Source organism: Acinetobacter sp. 24-47-39 (assembly GCF_056783825.1).
Genome location: NZ_JBWYIP010000007.1, coordinates 59309 through 78017, shown reverse-complemented (window position 1 = coordinate 78017; position 18709 = coordinate 59309). Strand labels below are relative to the sequence as shown.

Genomic DNA, 18709 nt, shown 5'->3' with positions numbered 1-18709 from the left:
CAATTGCAGTTAAACCCATACAAACGAAGCTTGAGCTATCAATTTCATCGGGTTAGGCTTAAATCAATGATAAATGACCGTTTCTCCTCAAGGTTGTGAGATGTTAAAAAATAAAATAGTTTGGACTGTATCTGTACTTACTGCCGCAATTACGCTGAGCGCATGTCAGCCAAAAGGGGACGGGCCTAAAGAGTCACCTGACACTCAAACTCAAGCAGCATCGGAAGTTCAGGTACTCGTGCTTCAGGGTGAAACTGAAAAAGTGCCTGTTCGGTTGGTAGAATGTGATGGTAAAAATTGTCCAGAAATTTCAATTGATCGATTGAGAACGAATCAATTTGTGTTAGATGGCTTAATTGATCAAGCGATTATCAAAAATTTACAAGAAACGCTAGAGTTGTTCGAACCTGAGCAGACGCTGTCTAAAGACAAAGATACTCAAGCCGCAAGTGAAGTTGTTGAATATAAAACTGCAGCGCAGTTACTTGCAGAGCAGATTCAACCCTATATTGATAACTTTGTGGGTTTAGATAAAGAGTTAAAGCACTTGGGGGTTGGACATCAAATTAGTTTGAGTATTAGTCCTAAAATTTTAAATTCACAAGGACCACTTGCAACCGTCGTATTGAATACGAGTAATTATTTAGGAGGTGCTCATGGATCTTCTTCACAAACTTACTTTAATTTTGATTTGAAACAGCAGAAACAAGTGTCACTGGATCAAATTTTAGTGAAAGACCAAAAGAATAAATTAAATCAATTGGCCCATGAAGAATTTAAAAAATGGGTCATAGATTCGCAGTTAGCAGATAACGTTGAAGAGTATGAAGAGGCTTGGAAATTTAAACTCACTGATAATTATTATTTGGGTAAGAAGGGTTTAATTCTTCAATACGGTGAATATGAAATTGGTCCTTATGTGGTGGGTTTGCCAAGACTCACGATTCCTTATGAAAAGCTACAGGGTGTGATTAAACCTGAAATGCTGGAAGCTATTCATCCTGCGGTTCAAGTTGCTGTACCTCAAGCTGTAGGTGAAGCAAAATAACATGTCCATGCCACGTTTGTTTGATACGCATACGCACTTTGATGTAGAAGATTTTGACTTCGATCGTGAGCAACTTGCGTATCAGGCGAAACAGAAGGGAGTGGATGCCCTTGTACTGATCGGGTTTCAACACCAACGCTTTCATACATTGATTGAAACACACCATTGGTTAAATGGTTTAGATCAGGCACCGAGGAGTTATCTCGCTCCAGGTCTACATCCTTTTTATATAGAACAACATCAGCCTCATCATCTAGACGATTTAAAAAAAATTCTTGAAGTACAACAATGCATCGCCGTTGGAGAAATTGGTTTAGATACTTTTCTCAAGCAACATAAGCAGTCGGAAGTTTTCGCTAAGCAACAGGATTTTTTTGCGCAACAACTCGATTTAGCTCAACAATTTAAGCTTCCTGTGCTGTTACATATTCGCAAATCTCATGCTGAAGTATTAAGACTGTTAAAAGCAAAGCAATTTGTTCAGGGGGGGATCGCCCACGCATTTAGTGGAGGGGTAGAAGAAGCAAAGGCATTTATTCAACTTGGATTTAAGTTAGGGGTCACGGGACAGATTACCAATCCCAATGCTAAAAAATTACACCAAATAGTTCAGTATGTTGGCATTGAACATCTGGTCATTGAAACAGACTGTCCTGATATGACGCCATTATGTTGTCAAGCTTCAACTGAACACCGTACCCGTAATACCCCACAGAATTTAATTTGTGTTTTAGATGGTTTGGCACATAGTCTAAATACGAGAATCGAAGACATTGCGCAACGTGTTTGGGAGAATAGTGTGTCTGCACTCAACCTAAAAAATGAACTGAAATTGTCGTGAGTTCAAAACTCTCTATTCCTCTGAAGTTTTGCTAAAATACGCCTTTTCCAAATAGTGTTAGAGCAATATGACTGACTTAGTTCATGATGATGAATATGAACGCCGTTTTACCGGTGTAGCCAAAATTTATGGTGAAGAAAATTTTCAGCATTATGAAAACAGTCATGTCATGGTGATTGGTATTGGCGGTGTTGGCTCTTGGGCTGTCGAAGCTTTGGCTAGAACAGGTTTGGGCGAGTTAACACTAGTTGATATGGATTCTGTTGCAGCGTCAAATATTAATCGTCAGTTACCTGCGATGACATCAACATTAGGTCATGAAAAAATTGAAGTGATGGCAGAGCGTTGTCGCCAAATTAATCCACGTATAAAAATCAATTTAATTGATGATTATCTAACGCCTGAAAATGTAACGGAGATTTTGAGTTCAAATCCAGATGTTGTGTTGGATTGCATTGATGATGTCAAAGCAAAACTCGCATTGATGCTACATTGTCGTTTCAATAAAGTCCCTTTGATTGTATCTGGTGGTGCTGGTGGTAAATTAGATCCACTCAAAATTCGGGTCGCAGATTTGTCAAAAACAGAATACGACCCGATGCTGGCAAAATTAAGAAGTCAGTTACGCTCAAAAGGTATCTGTAAAAAGCCGAAAGAGAAGTTCGGTATCACCTGTATTTATTCGGTGGATAATCCTTTTTCGAATGCTGATATTTGTGCGAGTGCTGGGTTAAGATGTGGTGGTTATGGTTCAGCCGTGGTGGTGACATCAAGTTTTGCAATGGTAGCAGTGGCTGAAGTGTTAAAACGATTAGATTCGATTCAAGCAAAACAAGCCTAAAAGTGATTATCAAAAAAAGGTCTCTATCAAGAGACCTTTTTAATGATGAAATTTGTTTATTCAGCATTGATTTTTAAGCTTTCTTGTTCAGCATGTCTTTGAATGGCTTGTTGCATACCGATTAAGGCATTTTCAATATCTTTTAATGTTTTCGCGTTACCCCCACTCAGGGCTTGTCGCCATTTTCGTGCACCAGGAAGGTTTTGAAATAAGCCTAAAATATGACGTGTAATCACTGAAAGTGGCGCACCATCAGCTAAACGTTTTGCAATATATGGCATCATTTCCTGCATGATCTCAAAACGATCAGGTGCTGACAAATTCCAAAATTGTCCTAGTTCAGCCAGTAGATAAGGATTGTGATAAGCCTCGCGACCAATCATGACACCATCCACATGTTGTAAGTGTTGTTGAGTTTCAGCAAATGTTTTGATCCCACCATTGATTTCGATCAATAGTTCTGGGCGATCTTGCTTTAAACGATAGACATCTTCATAACGTAAAGGCGGAATGTCTCGATTCTCTTTTGGTGACAAACCCTGTAGTAAAGCAATGCGTGCATGCACGATAAAATTTTGACATCCCGTTTTTGCAACGGTATCGACAAAATGCAGCATCTCCTCATACGATTGCATATCATCGATGCCGATTCGGTGTTTTACCGTGACGGGAATATCAACTGCATTTTGCATTTCAGCAATACATTCAGCAACCAGCTCAGGCTCAGCCATGAGGCAAGCACCAATTTTATTGTTTTGAACACGATCACTAGGGCAACCAACATTTAAATTGATTTCATCATAGCCCCAATCTTGAGCCATTTTAGAACAGGTTGCGAGGTCTTTAGGATTTGATCCACCAAGCTGTAACACAATAGGGTGTTCTTCTTTGCTGTAATCTAAATGACGGGCTGCATCGCCAAATAAAATTGCGCCTGTGGTCACCATCTCGGTGTACATGATGATATTTGGATTGAATAGACGTGCAAAAAAGCGGTAATCACGAGTCGTCCAATCCATCATGGGTGCGACGGAAATTCGAGGCTGTAAGGATTGGATATAAGACATGGTGAAACCTAGATTGAGTAAATCGTGAAAAGCTCGGCATCTTACCATAATTTAAAAAATGGTTCATTGAGGAAGGTGTTAAAGAATACTGCTTCTAAAGGTTAATGAATCTCTAATTTTTAAAGGCTTTGTTGCACAAAGATTTGAAAGGCAAAGCGCCCCTAATTGAGCCAAATTTAAGGCGTAACTTGGGTAAGTGGTCGACCTAATTCCGTAAATCTGTTGAGGACCGCTACACGTGCATGAACCTCATTGACTTGGCTATCAAAGCTCCTTGCACTTAGTTTATCTCCTAATAATTTGATGCATTGCATTTTAGTCTCAACCAAACTTCGGCGATGATAGCCTGACCATTTTTTCCATAGAGTCCTACCTAAACGATTAACTGTTTGAAGTAATTCATTTCGCTCTAGCGAGCTGCTCTTTGTATCTTTCCATGGTTTCGCATTTTTTCTAGGTGGAATCACCGCATGCGCTTGCCGATCTGCAATGGCCTGACGGCATTGCTTGGTGTCATAAGTTTTATCGGTATAAACAGAGTCAATCTGCTCATCTTGTGGAATCTGATCTGTAAATCACCAAGTACCTGTGAATCACTGATATTATTGGTTGTGAGCTGAATAGCTCGTATTTGAAGAGTTTCAGCATCTATAGCAATATGTAGCTTACGCCATTGGCGACGATATTCAGGTCCATGTTTCTTGCGTTTCCATTCGCCCTCACCTAGAAACTTCAAGCCTGTAGAGTCCATGAGTAGATGCAGCCCATAGCTACTTTTTTGGTAGCTGATTGCAATATCAATATACTTTTGTCTTCTACAAAGCGTACTGTAATCTGGCGCTGTCCAATTTAATCCGCAAAGTTTAATCAGACTTTGCACAAAGCCAGTGACCATACGTAAAGACAGATGAAATAAGGATTTAATCATTAAGCTGAATTGGATGGCTGCGTCGGAGTAGGTTTGATTTCGTCCTTGTTTGCCTTTTGATAGAGCATACCATTGCGTAGTAGGATCAAACCAAATGGCAATATTTCCGCGATTAATGAGTGCTCGGTTATATGCGGGCCAATTGGTTGTGCGGTAGATTATGTGTAGGCTTTTTCATTTGAAAATTATATGGCTGAAGAAGCCCTTAAGAATAGCTTTGTGAAACAAAGCCTAATGGAACTAAAACACATTATTTATTTGATAAGAATGGGAAATATACTGGGAAATGGTGTTATGAAAATATTTTTATCAGATGTACAACAAGTATTCAGCGGCTTATTGACCCATAAAATCAGTCGAGAGGAAGCTGAAGAGTGGGCAAGAATAAGGATGAATGCGCTTGACCATAATGAATTGTTTTTTGATCCTCCTACTGAAGAGGAGCTTCTATGGAAAGCAATAATTTATTTGAGTGGTGTAGCTTTAAAAATATCACCTGAGGAATATATGGAAGATGATGATGGTATCAAAGAGATGTTTAATACTTATTGGTCAAAGTGATGTGGCGTCATGTATTAAACTGGACGGTATATTTAGCCAGACTTTGAGGAAGTTTAATACACTGCTTTATCGAATAGATAAAGGATGTGTGGATATGGGCTATGAAGCCAAATGTGGGTTTTCAAAATGATGAGTGGTTTTAAAAACCCAGGAGACTTTTTACTCATTTTGACTTATTTTTTTATTTTTCAGGCTACATTGACTCTCTTTGGTTGGCAATTAAAAGAGAAAAGAGAAAAGATATTGAACTGGAATATTGTAATTGGCTCGCTTCCATTTGTACTCAGTATTGAATTGTTGTTTGATCACTATCAGAATTCATTTTTTGGGGAACTAACATTAATTCTCACTTATTTTTGTATATGTTTTGCTTTAAATACATTTTTTTGGATATTTAGTTTTTTATTTAAATTAATTCTACTTAAAATTAGATGGTATTTTTTTTCTTATATCAATGTTATAGGCGGTTGGATATTTTCAATATTAATTTAAATATTATCAGAAGCTTTGGCTTTGTTATATAAATTTTTTTATATGAATAAATCTTTATTATAGGAAATATAATTTTTTATTTTAATTGATTTGAATCAGGCGGTTATGAATTATTGTTTGAAACAAAGCCTCTTGGTTATTATATTTTTTTGCTTGGTATAAATATTAGGGTTCTTTCATAAATCATTTTTACTCAGTTCTAAATTATAAATCCCTGCGATTAAACTGAATCTTAATCCCAATCTTTTGCCACGGTTGCGATATCGCTCAGCAAGTATTTTGAAGGTCTTCAAAGTCCCAAATACATGCTCAATTCCAATTCTTCTTTTATTGATTTCTTAATTGTAAACTTTTAGCTCAGGTTCTAGTTTACAGTGCTTTTTTGCTTTTAATGGCAATAGACTATTTGGATACACCGTATAAATCCCTTGATAGCCTTTATCTGCAAGGATAAAAGACCCTTTAGGAATTTGATTCATGTTGCGTTTGAAAAGCTCGAAATCATGTACAGCACCACAACTCGTGCATAAACTCAGAACTTGCTGTGTTCTATAATGGATAAGGGCTCGTACTTTGAAAGTATGAGCTTTCTTCTTACCACTATAGCTTTTCTTCTGTTTTTTTAGGTCTTTGTATTGGAATTTCTGTAGCATCTACGATCACCACATTCCAGTCGATACCTTAGCCTTCAGGCAAACTCTTGGGTAAATTAAATAGATTGGACTTGATCAGGCAATCCTCTACGTGGAGGACGATTCTTGAAGCAGTAGGCTCTGACATACCATAACTTGTTGCGACATGAAACAATGTTCGATATTCACGCCAATAACTTAAGCACAGAAGGATTTGATCTTCTACACTTAACTTAGATGGTCTACCTTTAGCAGGTACAAGCATTTTTAGCTGTTCAGCCATTAAATCAAAGGTTGACCATGAGATGCATGTATATCGCTTAAAATGTGTTTCAGAAAGCTTCTTTGAGTCGATGTATTTCATTCGCAAATTATGTATGAATATTTAAAATTATTCGGTACAAATAATCAGTAAAGGATAGATCTTTTTTTGATTTATGAAAGAGATCTAATTTAAATTTTTCAATCATTGGTTTAAACAGTGTTCAAGTGAAGTCATATTTTATTAGTGATTTTATTTTAGGATTCTATTAGTTAACCCTTTTAAAATAAACTTAGCTGCTTGAGTTTGACTCTGGATAAAACCAGTATATTTTGGCAAATCATCAGCTACATCTTGCACACGACGATGGTAAAAAATATGCATATTTTCAGGGGGAACTTGCGAGAAGTCTTTTAAGTTCCATTTAGGAATAAATACCAACTGATCTAATATTCCAAATTCAATAGAAGGGGAATGACATTGTTTGCATATCCCACGACGGATATTGGGTGGTGATTTCAAACGTTTAAAATTAGTCTGTTCAATATTTAAATCACAAACATCTTGTTTCAAGAATACTAAAACATCTGAAAATGCCTTACTTGTATATTCTTGGCAAACTTGGCAGTGACAAATAAAATGTGCGATAGGGGCATGAGAAAAGCGAAAAGTATTTGCGCCACAAGAACAACTTGCTTCAACATTGAAAGGCATGTGATTTAAATTTGACATAAAACTTCCTTATTTAAGATCTATTCATAGATGAAATTAAAAATTTAAAGTTCGATTGAGTATCATGCAGGATGAATGAGGGAATCTGATGAAGTCTGAATCTTCTAGTTAAAATTCCATGAGCACTGATATCGTATAGAACCTAAAGAATATCTAAAGTGCACTGATATCAGATCCGATCTTTTTGGGGTCGACCAAAATTTTAGCGTGTTGTTCAGGATCACCTAAGGCCTGAAAAGCATCTTTAACTCCTGCAAGACCTACAACGCCCGTTATCAGAGGAGAACAATCAATTTGACCTTCAGCGATCATATGGAGCGCGTCTCTGAACTCCAGTGGCGTATAACCAATCACAAACTGGATTTCGATTTCTTTGTTTAAAGCCAAAGCGGGTTCGATGCTGTCGGATTGCATACATACACCCACACCGATAATTTTAGAAAATAATGGCGCACCGTTAATAATCTGTTGAAGGATGCCTGGTATCCCGACACATTCAAAAATCACAGGACGTTTGGGTAAAGTACCTAATTTGTCAGCCACACGCCACGCATGCCACCATGGAATATGCATAGACTGAATCTTTTCAAAAATACCGATTCCGTAGTTAATTGCTTCAGAAGCATCACCCAATAAACCGTATTCTTTCCAACTCTCAAAAGGCGAGGATTGTTTAGGATCAATGACGACATCTGCGCCACAAAGTTGAGCCAGCCGACGGCGATTTGGTGAAAAGTCACTGGCAATAATTTTTTTCACACCAATCGCTTTGAGCATTAAAATGACACCTAAGCCTACTGGACCACAACCAATAACAATTGCGGGTTCTGATTTCTTTATTCTGCTCCGACGTACTGCATGTAAAGCAACCGCCATTGGCTCGGTCATTGCCGCAAGATCGGGATGTAATCCATTTGGCACCGCAAACATGAGTTGAGATTGCACCAAGATTTGTTCGGCATAACCACCAGAAGCTTGAGGGGAAAGACCCGTTGCTTGATAACCCCACTGATCAACTTTCAAGAGTGGCATCGCACAAACTAAGGTATCTGTTTTAAATTTTTTTCTAGTTTTAGGACCATAATCTAGAACACGACCGCAAAATTCATGCCCCATGACAAAACGGTCTGTTGACTTTGCAACACCTTTTAGACCCACTTTAGCCGTAAGTTCATGCATATGGTCACAACTATGTTGCATATGTAAATCACTGCCACAAATACCACATCGCACAACTTCTAATAAAGTTTGTCCTTGTGATGGTGTTAGATGGCTGACATCTTCAAGTGTTAATTCATTTTGATGACATACAACAGCTTTCATTCTTGTCCACGAATATTTTTTATAATGATAGTGAACAGTGTGTGTGATTACGCACAAGAGATACACAGCTTTAGAGGACTGAATGATGACTGCAGAGGTTAAATTGTTGAAAAAGCCTCCATTTATAGAGGCTTAACATGGAATTTTATGAGTTAACTGAGTTGGGTTCGATGATAACGTTGATCCACTAGCGTGAATAGTGCAGTACAACTGACCAGGATTAATCCTACGATACACGCCATTGCCCATCCACCATGATCCCAAGCATAAATTCCTAGCGCGGAACCACTTGCGCCACCAATAAAATAGCTGGTCATATAAAGTGAATTTACACGAGATTTAGCATCCGGTCTTAAATTAAAAATCACATTCTGGTTGCTACTATGCACCAATGCTAGCCCGAGATTCATCAGTCCAAAACCTATGATATAGCAACTTAAATAGAATGCACCTAAATAAAGGAATATCCATGCGCTACCTAGGATTAAAATGCCAAACCAAGTGATTTGTTTGACGTAACCACGATCGGCGATCTTACCAATTTTCTTGGTGGACAAGGCGCCAAATACGCCAACCAAAGTGACTAAACCCACCATGACATCTTCAAGAGAAAAAGAGGATTTAAGTAAAATAGAAATGGTGGAGAAGAGGATGCTCATCGTTGCAAATGCAAAGGCACCAATGATAGAGCGATAGATTAAACGAGGCTCTTCTTTAAGTAGCAGTCCCATCGATTTAAACACAGCAAAATAACTAATTTTAGAGCTAGGAATATAAGGCAGACGGATATTGAGTACCACAGCGACCATTAACATCAAAATTCCACTGACAATATAAATGAGCTGCCAATTAAATAGGTTGGATAACAAGCCAGCTAAACTGGTCGAAATCAAAATACCCACCAATAATCCGCTCATCAGTAACCCGACGACTTCGCCTGTTCGTTCTGGTCGAACCGCCATCGTGGCAAACGGAATTAAAATTTGTGCTGCAACTGAGAAAAGCCCAGTGATAATTGTGCCAGCCCATAACATATAAAGGTTGAGCGAAAAAGCACAAATAAATAATCCCACTGCTGCAAAGAACATTAAAAATGGGATTAATTTCGTTTTATTGAGAATATCACCAAGTGGTACGATAAAAAGCAGTCCGACAGCATAAGAGACTTGAGCCAAAGTAACAGTTAATGCCACATCTGTTGCAGGGGCATTAAAGTAAAGTTGAACAGAGTGAATTAAGGGCTGCGAATAATAATTAGCACCTGCACAAATACCACAAGCAATGGCCATCAACCAAAGTAAAGCAGTGTCATTCGTGATGTCTTTTTTATTTAAATCGTCAAGATCGTTATACATGAATAAATGGCTCAGTGGATGAGGAGCAGTAAGCTGTGGCTTCGATTTCGATTTGCATGGCGTCTAATGCCAAGCGAGACACAGGGATTAGTGTGCATGCTGGGAAATTTTGATCTTTCCATATTGTATTCATTTTCAGATTTAACAGGTGATGTTTTTGTTGGTCAAAATTGACAATCAAAACGCGTAGAACAGCAATGTTATAAAAGTCGATATGTGCATAACTGAGAGCGATTTTGAGATTTTCGAAGACTTGGTTGAGTTGTTCTGAATAATCAGTGGAATAATGTCCTTCGGCATTTTCACCACCTTGACCTGATATATGAACGACTGTGCTGAAGTGTTTGACCTCACAGATGTGGCTATATCCAAATTGCCTTGAAGAATAAAGCTGAGGTGGGTTTTTAGTGGTTAAACTAAATGGTGGCTTATTTGGTTTTGTCATTCTATCTTCTCTGGATTAAGCTTAGAAAAGAATTATGAAAGCTCAACTTAACTTGAGGTCAAGAGCATGGAAGAACAAAAATTACAACAGTGGCTCAGTATAGGCGCGTTAGCTGCTCGAAGTGGTGTATCGGTCGCAGCACTCAGATTTTATGAAGACAAAGCACTTATTTGGAGTGTGCGGACGGAAGGAAATCAACGGCGATATCCTCGATATATGCTGAGAAGGATTGCCATCATCAAAGTGGCACAGCAGGTTGGGATTTCACTCTCTGAAGTGAAGCAAGCATTTAACATACTCCCTAAGAATAAAACCGCGACTAAATCAGATTGGACCGCATTATCGAGTGCATGGCAAAAAATTTTAGATCAGAAAATTTTAAATATGCTTCAACTTCGTCAACAACTGGATTGGTGCATTGGTTGTGGGTGCTTATCTTTAACTGAATGCCCCCTAAGAAATGAAAATGATCAAATGGGGTCTACATCGTCGGGTTCCCACTTTGTTCCACTCGACATTAAATTTGACGATGATCAAGGGAAAATAGAAATTCACTATGAAGACTAAGCTTGATCGTGAAGCGTTATTTTGAAATTTGAACTGTGAGGTTAATGTTGTCTTTATTTCAGTTTAGTTTTGGAAAGCGTAATCATCATCACGCCCAATATATTCAGCGCACAACCAAACCATTGAATCATATTCATTGATTCCCCTAAAAAGATAGTTGCCAATATAATGGTCAGAATTGGTCCGAGTGAACCAATCATGGCTGTTTGAGAGGCACCTAAACGAGCAATACTTTGCGCAATGAGAATAGTTGGAATCACCGTTACCCCAATGCCTAATGCAACACCATATCCGATTACTTCCATGGGTTGTTCAAGGATATTGGATACAGGGCTTGGCTGAGCAATAAAATAGTGAAGAATCGTCCCTAAGCAGGCGATAGACATCGCTAAGCCCGTAAAATTCCACGATCCAAATTTTTGAATTAATTTTGGAGTCATCAATAGATAACTCGCAAAGCAAATCGCGCTTGCGAAAACTAAACTCACACCTAGCCAAAAATTACTTTCATGAGGCACATTGCTTTGTTCTTGGAGCATCACCATAAGCGTGCCGCCATAACTTAGTCCAATTGCAAAAATAGTCTTCAGTGAAAGAGGATGCTTGAAAATTACACTTGATGCAATTACTGTCATGGTGGGATATAGAAATAGGATAATACGCTCCAAAGAGGCACTGATGTACATCAGACTCATAAAATCGAGCCAACTTGAAAAATAATATCCAATTAAACCAGCAACGAGGAGTAGGGCCCAATCCTGCGCTGAAAATCCACGATTACGGTGTCGGTTCAACCAACAAATAAAAAGAAAAACGGGTAAGGCACTGAGCATTCTTAAGGCAACCAGCAATGTTGCATCAACATCTTCAGAAACTGCATAAGCTTGTTTGATTAAGATCGCTTTACTACTAAACAAGAATGCTGCCAACAGCGCACATAAACTCCCTAACTGAGTGGGAGTCAGCTTAAGTACCATAAATGTTAAAATCAATTTTAAATAATGAAAGTATAAGCCAATCTTCATTTTAAGCTCTAAAATTCAATCTCTAATTTTCGCTTAATCACCTACCTAGCGACATAAGGAGTTTTGATTTTTTGTTTAAATGCATCATTGTGGTGCGTAATATGAAAAAAACAGTGGTCTATCAACCCAAAAAATACATCAAAAAAATATTTCAATTTTTTTTTGCACGGTTTGTAAGCATTCTTTTCAAGAATCTGTCATCTTGTATTTCATCTTTAAGCCAAAATCTAAGCCCAATGTGTAAACCTAGATTTATCTAAATTTTGTCTTATTTATAATTTTTAAGAATGTCGTGAGAATTTGAATCGATTAGTCTGATTTTTTGTCAATTCGGCAAATTGAGATTTATGAGAATGAAAGAAGCAACTAAAAATGTGACATGCACGGCGCTTTAACACAATCAAAAGGGATAAAAAGAAAGCTAAAAAATGTCAGAATGATCAAAGCTTAATAAAGTCAAGCTCCCTATACTGACGATAAATTAGAAAAAAGTTTCTTTTTTGTTAAAAAATGGATCGAAAATTAAACGAATCTGGAACTATTTTTTATGAAAATGATAGATCAAATACCATGAAATTTTGTGATGATTGTGAATCATGAGTTCAAAATGAGGGTATTTATTAAATAAATATTGGGTGGTAATTTAAAAAAGTTCAATTAGAATTCAAAAAATTCACATGAATACATCCAGGGGTATATCGCAGGAATGCGATATCTACTTTAAGAAAAATTAGCTTGAGGAATGCTCATGCAGATCGGAATCCCTACCGAAACTGTAGTTGGTGAAAGTCGTGTAGCTGCGACACCAGAAACAGTAAAGAAGTTAATTGGTGCTGGTCACAGTGTCGTTATCCAACGTAATGCAGGTGTTAAAGCTGCTTATATTGATAGTGCCTATGAACAGGTTGGTGCAAAAATTGTTGATGATGCTTATACCGGCAGTCAATTGGTTTTAAAAGTTCGCGCACCTAAAGGCGAAGAAATACAAAAATTAGCCCCAAACACCACAGTGGTTGCGATGTTTGATCCGTACCGTAATATGGAACTTGATCAATTCGCTGCTCAGCAAGTGTCTGCATTTGCACTTGAGTTATTACCACGTACGTTATCTCGTGCCCAAAATATGGACGTGTTGTCATCACAAGCAAACTTGGCAGGTTATAAATCTGTGCTTCTTGCGGCGGCAGAGTACCAACGTATGTTCCCAATGTTAATGACAGCGGCAGGTACGGTTAAACCAGCTCGTGTAGTCATCATGGGTGTTGGTGTAGCAGGCTTACAAGCGATTGCAACAGCCAAACGTTTAGGTGCTATTGTTGAAGCGACAGACTTACGTCCGACAGCCAAAGATCAAGTTGAATCTTTAGGCGGTAAATGGTTGGACGTACCAATGTCAGCAGAAGAACAAGCGCGTGCTGATGAAGCTGCTAAAAATGGTTATGGTTGGATGCCTGGTGAACAATATATTAAAGACCAAGCTGCAATTGTAGACAAAGCGGTATCGAATGCTGACATCGTGATCACGACGGCTCTTTTACCAGGTCGTGATGCACCGCGCTTAATTAAAGCTGAAACAGTTGCCAAAATGAAACCAGGTTCAGTCATCCTCGATATGGCAGTTGAAACTGGTGGAAACGTTGAAGGTTCAAAATGCGGCGAAACTGTTGTGACTGATAATGGCGTGAAAATTTTGGGTGTCCCAAATATTCCAGCGACCGTTTCTACAGAAGCTTCAGCGCTATATGCACGTAACGTTTATAACTTTGTTGAAACGCTTTTTGATCAAGATAAAAACTACAGTATCAATCAAGAAGACGAAATCCAAAAAGCATTGCTTGTCACTCATGGTGGTCAAGTGCTGTTGAAGCGTGGTTAAGGAGACTGATCATGGTTGAAACTATTACAATTTTTGTCCTCGCAATCTTCGTAGGTTATTACGTTGTTTGGGGAGTGACACCTGCGCTTCACACGCCTCTGATGGCCGTAACGAATGCATTGTCTTCAATTATTATTGTCGGCGCGATGATCCAAACTGTTGGTCTACCTGTTATGGGTGTTGAGGGGGCTGTTGATTTTCAAACCATCAATGTGGTGAGTGTATTAGGTGCGATCGCTGTTTTCTTAGCAAGCATTAATATTTTCGGTGGCTTCGCTGTAACCGCTCGTATGCTTGAAATGTTTAAGCCAAAGCAAAAGAAAAAAGAGGGTTAATACATGGAATTTATTCGTGAGTATGCGGATTGGTTTTACCTAATCGGTGCCGTTCTTTTTATCTTAACTTTGCGTGGCTTGTCTGGTCCTAAGACAGCAATTGCAGGTAACCGTTACGGTATGATTGCAATGGCAATCGCCGTGTTAACAACTTTCTTTGTTGCTGATAATCCTGTGGTATGGATGATTGTCGGTGCAATGGTATTGGGTGCGATTGTTGGTATTGCTCGAGCTCGTACAGTGCCTATGACACAAATGCCAGAAACAGTTGCTCTCATGCACTCACTCGTGGGTCTTGCTGCAGTGTTGATTGCGATCGCTGCAATTATTCACAACAACAAGCTCGTCGAGCTTGGGCCAGACTTACTGGCTGCAAATGGTGTGAACTTCCATGAAATGAGTCGCGTACATTTATTCGAATTATTCGTAGGATGTTTCGTTGGTGCCATTACATTCACTGCATCGGTATTTGCTTATGGTAAATTGGCGGCAAAGAAATGGGCAAAAACGATTTCAGGTGCATGGGTTAAACCTGTTCAAGCTTTGATTTTTATTGCGATGCTAGCAGCAGGGATTCACTTTTTCTTGACGGGTAACATGACCTCTTTCTGGGCAATGACAGCACTTGCTTTAGCCTTTGGTTGGGTATGGATTGCACCTGTTGGTGGTGGTGATATGCCAGTTGTGGTGTCTTTGCTTAACTCATTCTCTGGATGGGCGGCAGCAGGGATTGGTTTCACGCTTGAAAACAACATGTTAATTGTTGCAGGTTCGCTTGTAGGTTCATCAGGTGCAATTCTGTCTTACATTATGTGTAAAGCAATGAACCGTTCAATCATCAACGTATTGTTTGGTGGTGCAATGGGTGGTGCTGCAGCACCGACAGCAGCAGCTGGTGCAGCAGTTCAACGCAACTACCGTTCTGGTTCTGCTGATGATGCTGGCTTCTTAATGTCAAATGCAGACAGTGTTGTTATTGTACCGGGTTATGGTATGGCGCAAGGTCGTGCTCAAAATGCGGTGAAAGAGCTTGCAAATTTATTGAAAGAGCAAGGTGTAACAGTACGTTTTGCGATTCACCCAGTGGCTGGTCGTATGCCTGGTCACATGAACGTTCTTTTAGCTGAAGCAGATGTTCCGTACGAAGACATCTTAGAGATGGATGAGATTAACTCAGACTTCCCAGCAACAGATGTGGTATTGGTCATCGGTGCGAATGACGTCGTTAACCCTGCAGCGAAAGATGATCCAAACTCACCAATTTATGGTATGCCTATTCTTGAAGCACATAAAGCTCGTACCATTATGGTGATCAAGCGCTCTATGGCGACAGGTTATGCGGGTCTTGATAATGACTTGTTCTATAACGACAAAACAATGATGATCTTTGGTGATGCGAAGAAAGTTGTTGAAGATATGACGAAAGCCATCAACGGTACAGGTCACTAATTCATAGCTTGTTTTTAAAAAACCACCTTCGGGTGGTTTTTTTATTTTTCATGTGTAGGTTTTCGCCACATTCCCCAAATTTCAGGTGCATCGTAGGGCAGATCGCGAAGGTGAAAGATCACTTCAAATCCATAATGACGATAGAGTCCAACATTGCTTGGTGTTGCAGTTTCTAAATAACATGGGATACCGTGTTGATCGCTCTTTGTGAGAATAGGTGTTAAGACTTTGCTGGCTAAGCCTTGTCCTTGGTGATCAGGACTTACACCTATGAGTTGTAAATAATAATGCGCCTCACTGGGATGATGTTTCTGCACCAGATTAATGATGTGAATAAATTTCACCAGTTGTCTTAAACCGATAATCTTCGTTAATTGAGGGAGGAGTTTAACCTGCTGAATGAGGTTTAAATCCCACTGATTTGGCGGAATCCAAAGTGCAGCAACTGAGCGATCGGGATTGGTATAGACTTCATTATATGGTTGAGCGATATCTTTCAATTGGATACTAAAAAATTGCTCAAGTTTTGCATGTTTTTGTTGGAAGCTCAGTTTTTCAGCTTGGATCGCCCAGTTGCAAAACTCTTCGTTCCAAAAGGATTGCATTAATGTTTCGACTAATGCATCGTGATCTGCTCTTGTGGCTTTTATCATGGTCATATCAAGGTAAACCAAATCAGTGATTGTGTTTTTGTTGGCTTTATTGTTATTAATATAAAATGCAAAGTATAAAAAAGCGACCCAGAAGGTCGCTTTAATATGTTTATGCTACAGACTCTGTAGTTGAAGCATTACGCCATAAGTTTTCTAAATCATAAAACTTACGTGCTGTAGGTAACATGAGATGTACTACAACAGTGCCAAGATCAACAAGGATCCATTCTGCATCGCTTTCACCTTCAATACCGATAGGGCGAAAACCTGCTTTACGTGCTTCATCAGCGACGTTGTTTGCAAGCGCTTTCACGTGACGTGTAGAAGTACCTGAAGCAATGACAATTGCATCTGCAACATTGCTCACTTCGCTAACATCAATCGTTGTGATTTCTTTTGCTTTAACGTCAAGCAATGCTTCTTGAACAACTTTTAAGCAAGCTTGAACGTCTTGTTTTGGAGAATTCAAAGAGAGTTCGTGAGAATTAGAAGCGCCGGGCGATGGTTCTAAATTCATGAGAAGTGTATTTTCCTGACTATAACTCATCTTTCACTATAGCGCTTTCTGCTTGAAAATTCAAACTTTGAACAAATTTCATACCACAATATGATGATATTAAAGAAGTTTATTTTTCCATGTGAAAGAATTTGTTGAATGAGATTGGGGGCGATATTCGGCTGCGACAAATCCTTCATACATGCTATTTGCAATGCATTCAAAAATAGTGGAATAGTCAATTGTCCCTGTGAGTGGTTCATGTCGACCTGGTACATCTGCAAATTGTATATGCCCAATGTGTTGCATATTTTCTTTGAGTGACAGAATCAGGTCTTCTTGCATTCTAGCCATATGATAGCAATCGAATTGCATTTTTAAAGCTGGATGATTGACGTCTTTCAGTAATTCTTTGGCTTGATGCATTGTTTGAATCATGAAATTTGGCATATCAAAGCCATTAATCATCTCAAAAACGGGTTGAATCCCATGCGCTGTGAAGATCTCGCTGACATATTTAAGATTTGAGACTAAGGTTTCATAGCAGATCTGATATTCAACATTATTTGGTTGCTTGCCAGCCAAAATATTCACTCGAGGAACATTGAGTGAACATGCGTATTCAATCGCAAGGTCAACAGCTTGTTTAAATTCATCAGTTTTACTTGGGATGCTCGCTAATCCGCATCCGCCTTGCATTAAATCTCCGGCAGGAACGTTGATGAGACACAAGCTAAGTTGATGTTCATTAAGTTCATGCTGAATTTGCTTAACACTCAGCTCATATGGAAATTGAATTTCTACATGTTGGAACCCATATTCAGCAGCCAGCGCAAAGCGTTCAATGAGTGGAACTTCTGTAAAGATCATCGATAAATTGACAGCGAGCTTCATATTGAATGCAACCTATTTATTGTTTTGTTCAACTTGCAGAATGACTGAGGCAAGGTCTGATTCAGAAAAGCCGTTGGATTGATGCGCTTTCAATTGTTCTAAGGCTTGTTGAGCGACAGGAATATTAAGGTCAAATTGTCGAGCCAAACTCAAGGCGTTATTTAAATCTTTAGACAGCGTCTGAACTTTCCATTGCACAGGCTCAAACTCATGCGTTGCCATACGTGGTGTTAAAATTTGAAAAGGTTTAGAGTCGGCGAATCCACCTGCTAAGGCGGGTGCAAGCAGTTGAGTATCAACACCCGCCTGATCTGCTAAAGCAACAGCTTCTGCGATGAGTGTGCTATTTGCAGCAACGATGAGTTGATTACAAATTTTGGTGGCTTGTCCTGTCCCAGTTCCACCCATACAGGTTACACGTTGTGAAAGAACTTGATAGATTGGTTGTAAAGATCCGATGATGCTCGATGGTCCGCCAGCAAAAATAACTAAACTGCCATTTTCGGCACCAGCTGTTCCGCCTGACACAGGAGAATCTATCCAATGCGCTGATTTCGCAGCGGCACGTTGTGCAAGATTTTTAGTTTTATCCACAGATAGACTCGAGAAGTCCACAATAATCTGCTCGGGTTGAATCAGTGATTCAATTTGAGAAAAAACAGCCTCTACCGCATTGTCATCGGCTAAACAAGTTAAGATCAGATCAAATTGTGCTATCTCAGAGAGTTGAAGGGGATGTGCCCCAAGCTGGATTAACGGCTCACATGCGCTGGGGCTTCGGTTCCAAACAGCAGTGTAAAACCCAGCCTGTATCAATCGAGTCGCCATTCTGCTACCCATTAAACCCATACCTAAGAACGCGATTTTAGTTTGACCGTTAATCATTG

Annotated in this window: 21 protein-coding genes and 1 pseudogene; 8 read left to right on the top strand and 14 right to left on the bottom strand. The window is 39.1% G+C overall.

Going from position 1 to position 18709, the window contains the following annotated elements; translation table 11 throughout:
• The first annotated feature begins 100 nt into the window (after positions 1-100).
• The 3 genes from AC1M9C_RS07950 (at position 101) to AC1M9C_RS07940 (ending at position 2730) form a co-directional block, all read left to right on the top strand.
• On the top strand, positions 101-1048 hold the full coding sequence (locus tag AC1M9C_RS07950; RefSeq protein ID WP_481953521.1) for an RsiV family protein: 948 nt from the start codon (positions 101-103) through the stop codon (positions 1046-1048).
• A gap of 7 nt (positions 1049-1055) precedes the next feature.
• Positions 1056-1889, top strand: a complete 834-nt coding sequence (locus AC1M9C_RS07945) for a TatD family hydrolase (RefSeq protein ID WP_481953520.1) — start codon at positions 1056-1058, stop codon at positions 1887-1889.
• A gap of 67 nt (positions 1890-1956) precedes the next feature.
• Positions 1957-2730 carry a tRNA threonylcarbamoyladenosine dehydratase gene (locus tag AC1M9C_RS07940; protein ID WP_481593314.1) on the top strand — a complete coding sequence of 258 codons (774 nt, stop codon included), beginning with the start codon at positions 1957-1959 and terminating at the stop codon, positions 2728-2730.
• 56 nt (positions 2731-2786) lie between these two features.
• On the opposite strand, the gene dusA is transcribed toward AC1M9C_RS07940, so the two are convergent.
• Entirely contained in the window at positions 2787-3797 is a 1011-nt protein-coding gene (dusA, locus tag AC1M9C_RS07935) for a tRNA dihydrouridine(20/20a) synthase DusA (protein ID WP_481953485.1), read from the bottom strand.
• Positions 3798-3973: 176 nt separating this feature from the next.
• Positions 3974-4903, bottom strand: a pseudogene (locus AC1M9C_RS07930) (IS5 family transposase).
• 116 nt (positions 4904-5019) lie between these two features.
• On the opposite strand from AC1M9C_RS07930, the gene AC1M9C_RS07925 reads away from it, so the two are divergent.
• Positions 5020-5286: a hypothetical protein gene (locus tag AC1M9C_RS07925; protein ID WP_481597607.1), complete on the top strand. Its 267-nt coding sequence runs from the start codon at positions 5020-5022 to the stop codon at positions 5284-5286.
• Positions 5287-5954: 668 nt separating this feature from the next.
• Here AC1M9C_RS07925 and AC1M9C_RS07920 read toward each other — a convergent pair.
• From AC1M9C_RS07920 to AC1M9C_RS07890, 7 genes are all read right to left on the bottom strand, one after another.
• A complete protein-coding gene (locus AC1M9C_RS07920; RefSeq protein ID WP_481953519.1) occupies positions 5955-6113 on the bottom strand; it encodes a transposase in 159 nt (52 codons plus the stop codon).
• Between the two features lie 3 nt (positions 6114-6116).
• On the bottom strand, positions 6117-6431 hold the full coding sequence (locus AC1M9C_RS07915; protein WP_481953484.1) for a transposase: 315 nt from the start codon (positions 6429-6431) through the stop codon (positions 6117-6119).
• A 28-nt stretch (positions 6432-6459) separates the two neighbouring features.
• The gene (locus AC1M9C_RS07910; RefSeq protein ID WP_481953483.1) at positions 6460-6774 is read right to left on the bottom strand and encodes a helix-turn-helix domain-containing protein; all 315 of its coding nucleotides are present in this window, start codon (positions 6772-6774) and stop codon (positions 6460-6462) included.
• 150 nt (positions 6775-6924) lie between these two features.
• A complete protein-coding gene (locus AC1M9C_RS07905) occupies positions 6925-7404 on the bottom strand; it encodes a GFA family protein (protein WP_481953482.1) in 480 nt (159 codons plus the stop codon).
• A 153-nt stretch (positions 7405-7557) separates the two neighbouring features.
• Positions 7558-8727: a zinc-binding dehydrogenase gene (locus AC1M9C_RS07900; RefSeq protein ID WP_481953481.1), complete on the bottom strand. Its 1170-nt coding sequence runs from the start codon at positions 8725-8727 to the stop codon at positions 7558-7560.
• A 152-nt stretch (positions 8728-8879) separates the two neighbouring features.
• A complete protein-coding gene (locus AC1M9C_RS07895; RefSeq protein ID WP_035265309.1) occupies positions 8880-10082 on the bottom strand; it encodes an MFS transporter in 1203 nt (400 codons plus the stop codon).
• Entirely contained in the window at positions 10075-10527 is a 453-nt protein-coding gene (locus tag AC1M9C_RS07890; RefSeq protein ID WP_179998635.1) for a RidA family protein, read from the bottom strand. The genes AC1M9C_RS07895 and AC1M9C_RS07890 overlap by 8 nt, the downstream gene beginning before the upstream one ends.
• 66 nt (positions 10528-10593) lie before the next feature.
• Between AC1M9C_RS07890 and soxR the strand changes: the two genes are divergently transcribed.
• Positions 10594-11094 carry a redox-sensitive transcriptional activator SoxR gene (gene soxR / locus AC1M9C_RS07885; RefSeq protein WP_035265311.1) on the top strand — a complete coding sequence of 167 codons (501 nt, stop codon included), beginning with the start codon at positions 10594-10596 and terminating at the stop codon, positions 11092-11094.
• 53 nt (positions 11095-11147) lie between these two features.
• Here soxR and AC1M9C_RS07880 read toward each other — a convergent pair whose 3' ends face one another.
• The gene (locus AC1M9C_RS07880; protein ID WP_481607820.1) at positions 11148-12071 is read right to left on the bottom strand and encodes a DMT family transporter; all 924 of its coding nucleotides are present in this window, start codon (positions 12069-12071) and stop codon (positions 11148-11150) included.
• A 796-nt stretch (positions 12072-12867) separates the two neighbouring features.
• On the opposite strand from AC1M9C_RS07880, the gene AC1M9C_RS07875 reads away from it, so the two are divergent.
• From AC1M9C_RS07875 to AC1M9C_RS07865, 3 genes are read left to right on the top strand one after another with little or no spacing between them, the layout of a single operon-like run.
• Positions 12868-13995, top strand: coding sequence for a Re/Si-specific NAD(P)(+) transhydrogenase subunit alpha (locus AC1M9C_RS07875; protein WP_481953480.1), 1128 nt, complete (start codon positions 12868-12870; stop codon positions 13993-13995).
• Between the two features lie 11 nt (positions 13996-14006).
• Complete coding sequence (locus AC1M9C_RS07870; RefSeq protein ID WP_035265316.1) at positions 14007-14330, top strand: proton-translocating transhydrogenase family protein; 324 nt, start codon at positions 14007-14009, stop codon at positions 14328-14330.
• 3 nt (positions 14331-14333) lie between these two features.
• Positions 14334-15779: an NAD(P)(+) transhydrogenase (Re/Si-specific) subunit beta gene (locus AC1M9C_RS07865; protein WP_481587562.1), complete on the top strand. Its 1446-nt coding sequence runs from the start codon at positions 14334-14336 to the stop codon at positions 15777-15779.
• 41 nt (positions 15780-15820) lie between these two features.
• Here AC1M9C_RS07865 and AC1M9C_RS07860 read toward each other — a convergent pair whose 3' ends face one another.
• The 4 genes from AC1M9C_RS07860 to AC1M9C_RS07845 all read right to left on the bottom strand — a co-directional run bounded on the left by AC1M9C_RS07860 (position 15821) and on the right by AC1M9C_RS07845 (position 18707).
• On the bottom strand, positions 15821-16438 hold the full coding sequence (locus tag AC1M9C_RS07860) for a GNAT family N-acetyltransferase (protein ID WP_179998631.1): 618 nt from the start codon (positions 16436-16438) through the stop codon (positions 15821-15823).
• Between the two features lie 103 nt (positions 16439-16541).
• A complete protein-coding gene (gene rsfS / locus AC1M9C_RS07855) occupies positions 16542-16949 on the bottom strand; it encodes a ribosome silencing factor (RefSeq protein WP_179998710.1) in 408 nt (135 codons plus the stop codon).
• A gap of 99 nt (positions 16950-17048) precedes the next feature.
• A complete protein-coding gene (locus AC1M9C_RS07850) occupies positions 17049-17822 on the bottom strand; it encodes a hydroxypyruvate isomerase family protein (RefSeq protein ID WP_481587561.1) in 774 nt (257 codons plus the stop codon).
• Positions 17823-17834: 12 nt separating this feature from the next.
• Positions 17835-18707, bottom strand: a complete 873-nt coding sequence (locus AC1M9C_RS07845) for an NAD(P)-dependent oxidoreductase (RefSeq protein WP_481587560.1) — start codon at positions 18705-18707, stop codon at positions 17835-17837.
• Positions 18708-18709: the final 2 nt, after the last annotated feature.